5 protein-coding genes are annotated in these 5150 nt (G+C 64.2%); 1 reads left to right on the top strand and 4 read right to left on the bottom strand.

The window, feature by feature from the left end; translation table 11 throughout:
- Window positions 1-299: DNA methyltransferase (locus ACP5E6_RS15965; RefSeq protein ID WP_427955730.1), on the top strand; the 299-nt coding region annotated here is incomplete at its 5' end.
- Between the two features lie 24 nt (window positions 300-323).
- On the opposite strand, the gene ACP5E6_RS15960 is transcribed toward ACP5E6_RS15965, so the two are convergent.
- The 4 genes from ACP5E6_RS15960 to ACP5E6_RS15945 all read right to left on the bottom strand — a co-directional run bounded on the left by ACP5E6_RS15960 (window position 324) and on the right by ACP5E6_RS15945 (window position 5121).
- A complete protein-coding gene (locus ACP5E6_RS15960) occupies window positions 324-893 on the bottom strand; it encodes a hypothetical protein (protein ID WP_427955728.1) in 570 nt (189 codons plus the stop codon).
- 270 nt (window positions 894-1163) lie between these two features.
- Complete coding sequence (locus ACP5E6_RS15955) at window positions 1164-2435, bottom strand: hypothetical protein (RefSeq protein WP_427955726.1); 1272 nt, start codon at window positions 2433-2435, stop codon at window positions 1164-1166.
- Window positions 2436-2580: 145 nt separating this feature from the next.
- Window positions 2581-3951: a hypothetical protein gene (locus ACP5E6_RS15950; RefSeq protein ID WP_427955724.1), complete on the bottom strand. Its 1371-nt coding sequence runs from the start codon at window positions 3949-3951 to the stop codon at window positions 2581-2583.
- A 9-nt stretch (window positions 3952-3960) separates the two neighbouring features.
- On the bottom strand, window positions 3961-5121 hold the full coding sequence (locus ACP5E6_RS15945; protein WP_427955722.1) for a sugar-transfer associated ATP-grasp domain-containing protein: 1161 nt from the start codon (window positions 5119-5121) through the stop codon (window positions 3961-3963).
- Window positions 5122-5150: the final 29 nt, after the last annotated feature.

Genomic DNA, 5150 nt, shown 5'->3' with positions numbered 1-5150 from the left:
ACCTCGTGCCCGGACGCGGGCCCCTCGTCCAGCCGGTCCATCGGCCGCCCAACGGCCATCCGTGCAGCCGCGCTCAGCGGCATTTCGACTGGCTGGTCGACTGGACTTCCGATCCCGGCGAGACCGTATGCGATCCCTTCCTCGGTTCAGGAACCACCGGCGTCGCCTGCGCCATAATCGGTCGTCGCTTCATCGGTATAGAAATCGATCCACGATATTTCGATATCGCGTGCCAGCGGATCGAACAGGCCCACAGTCAGGGCACGCTCGACCTGGACCAAGCTGTCGGGGACGATTGAAATTCTACGATCGACAGCGGCCGCCTATCCCTCGTGCGGCCACCAGCTGCCCTCGAGACGGATGAATTCATCGACCGATCCCAGCCGATGAACCCGGATCTGCCAGTTGTTGAAGGCATTGGCGAACGCCGCCACGTAGAGGCATAGGATCACCGCCAGAAACGCGGCCATCCGGATCATCGACGCCATCATCGGGCCACCGCTGATCACCTCGTAGGCCCAGAACACCAGAAGCCCCGAACCCAGGCCAAGATAAATCTTCGTGTTGCGCGCGGTCAGGATCTGACGGTTCGCCATGCGCCGCTCGATCTCGTAGATTTTCACCCCGGCATCGAACGCCATCGCTTCGAGGTCGAATGTCCCGTCCTCCCGCAGACGGATCTTCCGCCGCTGCACCCGCCTGACCCTGATGTCCTTACGCAGCGCGCCGATCGTCTTCCAGCCCTTGCGGATTTCGCGGTTCGGAAACACCCCACCAGGGCCGGTGAGGAACCGCGCGCCGCGCCGGAATAAACTCTGCGCCTCATTCGGCTCTCCGTCCCGATCGTCATCACGTTCATCACCGTCATCACGGCCGTTGCCACTATACGCCATCCCACTCTCCGTCTTTCCGCCAGATCAAGATATCCATCCTGCCGAATACCTATGTCCGGGACTTGGGCGTCGAGGCGTGACGATCGCCCGGCGGTTCCCCCGGCACCGCCTCGGACGGCGTCGTAGCCAGCCCAAATCCGCTGATTTCCGAGGGGGCCTTCAGACGACGCCCGCGCGGCGGATCGCTGATCCCCGGCAATTCCATCTGCCCGCTGACAGTCGCTGCCCGCTTGCCCGACCCACGAGACTTGCCAGTCCGACGCGACTTCATCAGGAGGGCTTCCGGATCGAAGCAATGAAGTCGGTCAGGTGCGACGGTAAGCCGTTGCTGCGTCCCACGCTTCCGTTCGCCTCGTGCCACAAAAGGGTCGGCGTCCCCTTGAGGTCGATCGCCCGCGCCAGCGACATATTGTAGGCGAGCTTCGCCGACGCCCCGGGCGAAGCCTGCTCCCCGGCTAATCCCCGGTCGATCCAGTCAGCCGCCATCTGCCGTGCCGGCTGGCTCAGCATGATCTTCGCCTCCGGCGTGCTCATGCCGTGATCCTCGTAATCGAGGATCGACAGCGGCACCACCGAGACCCGCAGCTTGCCGGCCTCCACCTCGGGCATCAGCCGGCGCATCGCCGCAATCGAATAGGAACAGAGGGGATCCATCAGCATCCAGACCCGCGGTGCTCTGGCCTGCCCGATCGTCCCATGATCGGACATCGCCAGAGCCTGGAACAGTGTGCCCTTGGGCAGGCCACCCGGTAGTGACGCCGGCGTAGTCTGCCCGGGCGGTTCAGTTTGCCCGGTCGATGCCGGCCCGACGCGATAGGCGACATGACGTGTCACCTTATCGCTGCCGACATCCCCGATCCTTACCTGTGGTACGAGATCGGGAACCCGGCGAACCTGCCGCAGCGTGACATTTCGACCCGCTGCATTCCACATCATGCCGGCGATCGCCGCCTTGCCGTCAGGCGTGACATAGAAGACCTGGAAATACCGACCATTCCGCGCGAACACCCCCCGCATCCCGTGCCGGGTCCCCAACTCATAAAGCGTCGCACCATGCGACGCGAGCCGGGTCAGGACAGGCGACGCCGCGATCGCAGCGGCGTCGATCGGCTTCAACGGCAGCGTCGCCGGACCCTCGAAGTCATGACCCGCGCGGGTGGCCGCACCGGCGGGCACCGTCACTGGCGACTTCTTGATCTGAGCGGGCGATATCGTAGTCGGGGGCACCGGGGCGGACGGCAGCGTCGTCTGGGGTAAGGGCGCGGACGGTGGCGCGGTCAGGGAAGGAGGAGCGGCACCATCCACCATGCTCGCGTTTCCCCGGGCCGCGGCAGTCGCGAGAGTTGCGGGCGAGAGCAGGGCGTGGGGCGTGTTGCCCGGCGGCAGGACTGGCTTCGGAAGCGCCATCTCACCCAGGGTGCCAACCCCCCTCCCCTTTCCCGGATTCGCGATCTGCGATGGCAGGACGGCACAATGCGACCCCGTCGTCGCCATCGCGATCCACGGGGTGCCGGTCAGCGCCGTCGTCACAATCAGTCCCATTGCTCGTCGCATCTGCATCCTCAAATCCTCCTTCGGATGCCTCCAGTCTCCCCGCGCGTGATGCAAACGGGCAGCGATACGGCGTCCCCGGCGTATCACGATACTGTGATATTGAGGAGATCGGACAACCGGCGATCGGCAAATATCAGTCGAGTTGATCGAAAATCGCTCGCAGGACCTGCCTGCCCAGTTCCCGATCAACATCATCCGGATCGCCCGTACCGCGGTGACACTGGTGAATGACGAGCGGCGCGTCGCCCAGCGCCGCTCGCATCAGCGGGTGAAGACGGGATTTTCGTTCGACATAGCGATGATCGTCATAACCCATGGTCTCGACAATGACCGTCGCGGTGACCCCGTTCGCCTTCCGCGCCTTCACCACGAAATCAGGGATCAGCGGCGGGCCCGCTGGAATATCGACTTCCCTCGCGTCGACTTCCGCAGCTTCCCCATCGGTTGCCGCTGATCCGCCGATATCGAACTGCGGCTTGCTGATGGTCATGAGGATGTTGCGCGCCTTGAGTAACCAGATCTGGGCCGACATCAGACGACGGGCCGTGCGGCGTTCATAATCGCTGTCCACGAGCAGCAGCCGGCCCGCCGACAGAACTGGATGGGCATAGATCCGCAGCAGTCCCGCCGGCGCGTCCGGTGCGGGGCGTGCCACCAACCCCGCCACGAGATACGGCGGACGTCGCTCGTCTTCGCTCTGAAACCGCCCATGCCCTTCCCGCTCGCCGAACACGGCAATCCGCCCCATCACATCGATGCTCACGTCGCCTCGAAAGGTGACAATGCCCTCGCTCACAGTCTGCGCGATGCCGATCAACAGACCATGCGGCCGCGAGCCCGGAAATTTCTCCGGGGCAACCGTCTCGATGCGCCCGCAGAAATCCTTGTAATGCGGCACGAACGTCTCGAGCCAGGATCCAACCCGCACCTTGCCCGCGAGAACCGTCTTTCGCGCGGCATCACGCAGCTGGCGATACTGGTCCGGGACACCGATCGGGAGTCGTGACGGGGGAATCCTGGTCAAACCCGCATCGTCCATCAGACGCATCAACAGGCGAGCCAGCGGTGGACGCTCCTCGGCATGACTGAAACCTGATGTCACGGCACGGATAGGTCGATCGTCGCTGCCAAACCCGCGGATTACGGGTCGCTCCCGATCCACGCGGCGATAGCTCGCAGTCAGATCCTGCTGTTCCTCCGGATCGCGGAAGAAATCGCAATCGGCCGCATGGGCCGGCCATGCGCCATGGACGTGCCGCCGTAGATGCGTCTCCGCCACCGGCACCAGCGCCGGGGGATTAGTGCCCTCGATGAGCGGGCCGACACAATCGCAGAGGATCCAGTGACCGGAACCATCCAGCTGCCAGCGGCGGACCACGCTGGAAGCCGCCGGGCGGGCCGTGGGGTCGGCATAGCGACCGAATGCGCGGCGCAGGAGACGCTCCTCCTCCGCCGTCAGCGGTATCGCCGGCTCTACTTGCCCTTTCGGTGCCACGAACAGCATCTGACGATTTTACTCCCGCGCCGGCAGCGTCCCACGATACCCGCATTCACGGAGATGGTCACAGAAAATCGGGTCAAGAATTCCCTCGCCGTGGGCAAACTGATGCAGGTGCAGATCACCGCCCCAGTTGATCTCGAGCAACACTGGCCCCCGATCGGTCAGGGCAACGTCCCAGGACTGGGTCCGAATACCTGGAAACAACGGTGCCACCCTCGAGACGAGATCGCATAACCTGGACCACTCCGGGATCGTCACGCCCTCGATCCGCGCGCCGGTTTCGGGATGAACCGGATCCCGGCGGAGAGATTGCGTGGTCCCCGTGACGACCCGGATCACCTGCCCTGACGCCAACTCGATCGCACCCAGCCGGTTACCCGGCCGCCAGTAATTGTCCGCGACATTGCCGGAGAGCGGGATCTTGAGCGCGGCGCGGTGGATGACCGGACCGGCCCCGGTCAGCAGCACGAGCACACGGACGCTGCAAAGTCGGCCGCCGGACATCGAGGCGATCGAAATGTCTGGTTGCAGCGCCCGTTGGATCAGATACCCCCCCGGATGCGCCATGATCCGCTCAGCAACCTCGGAAACCGCCGATGTTGCGCCGTTCACCGACTGCATCATGTCCGCCGCAGGATCGACAGATACCGCGTTGATCACACCCACGCTGAAAACACCGTCGATGGGCTTGGCTACCAGCGGATACGAGACGGGCGAGCGGAGCAATTGGCGGAGATCTTCGGACGACCGGATCGCATACACGCCATCCAGCCAGCGGTGCGGATGTACGATGGCAAGGTTTTCGGGCAGCGCTTGCACGTCCGCGGCTTCGAGCATCGCCGTGGAGACGATCTTGTCGTCGGCGATCGCCTTCCACGCGATATCGCAGCAGGCTGCATGAATGCGTCCCTGGCCGGATAGCCCAACGAAACGCTGAAGGTCACCCCGTCCGAACCGCGGATCCCAGAGCCGATGGCAGAAATACTCCGCTGGCGAGAGACCGCCGGGCCCACGGTTTAGTCGGCCGGCAGCGAGCATCAACCTGACCAACGACCAAACGCCCGGCGCTGCCACCCGCATCGCCGCCTGAAAATCCACATTCGGCAGTCGTCCGAGAGCCGGCACTCCGATTTCGGGAGACATGGTCGCCTGTCGAATTTCGAGAATTTTCATCTGCATCACCCTCCTGAGTCTCAGGGCAG

Origin of the sequence: Acidiphilium sp. (assembly GCF_049977125.1) — a bacterium.
GTDB lineage: Bacteria > Pseudomonadota > Alphaproteobacteria > Acetobacterales > Acetobacteraceae > Acidiphilium.
Note: the sequence above shows the minus strand (reverse complement) of the source record. Positions and strands in the feature narration are given on the sequence as shown.

Bases quoted from the DNA above. Each gene is read 5' to 3' on its own strand.
- ACP5E6_RS15960 (WP_427955728.1), bottom strand. From the start codon at position 893: ATGGCGTATAGTGGCAACGGCCGTGATGACGGTGATGAACGTGATGAC.
- ACP5E6_RS15955 (WP_427955726.1), bottom strand. From the start codon at position 2,435: ATGGGACTGATTGTGACGACGGCGCTGACCGGCACCCCGTGGATCGCG.
- ACP5E6_RS15950 (WP_427955724.1), bottom strand. From the start codon at position 3,951: ATGCTGTTCGTGGCACCGAAAGGGCAAGTAGAGCCGGCGATACCGCTG.
- ACP5E6_RS15945 (WP_427955722.1), bottom strand. From the start codon at position 5,121: ATGAAAATTCTCGAAATTCGACAGGCGACCATGTCTCCCGAAATCGGA.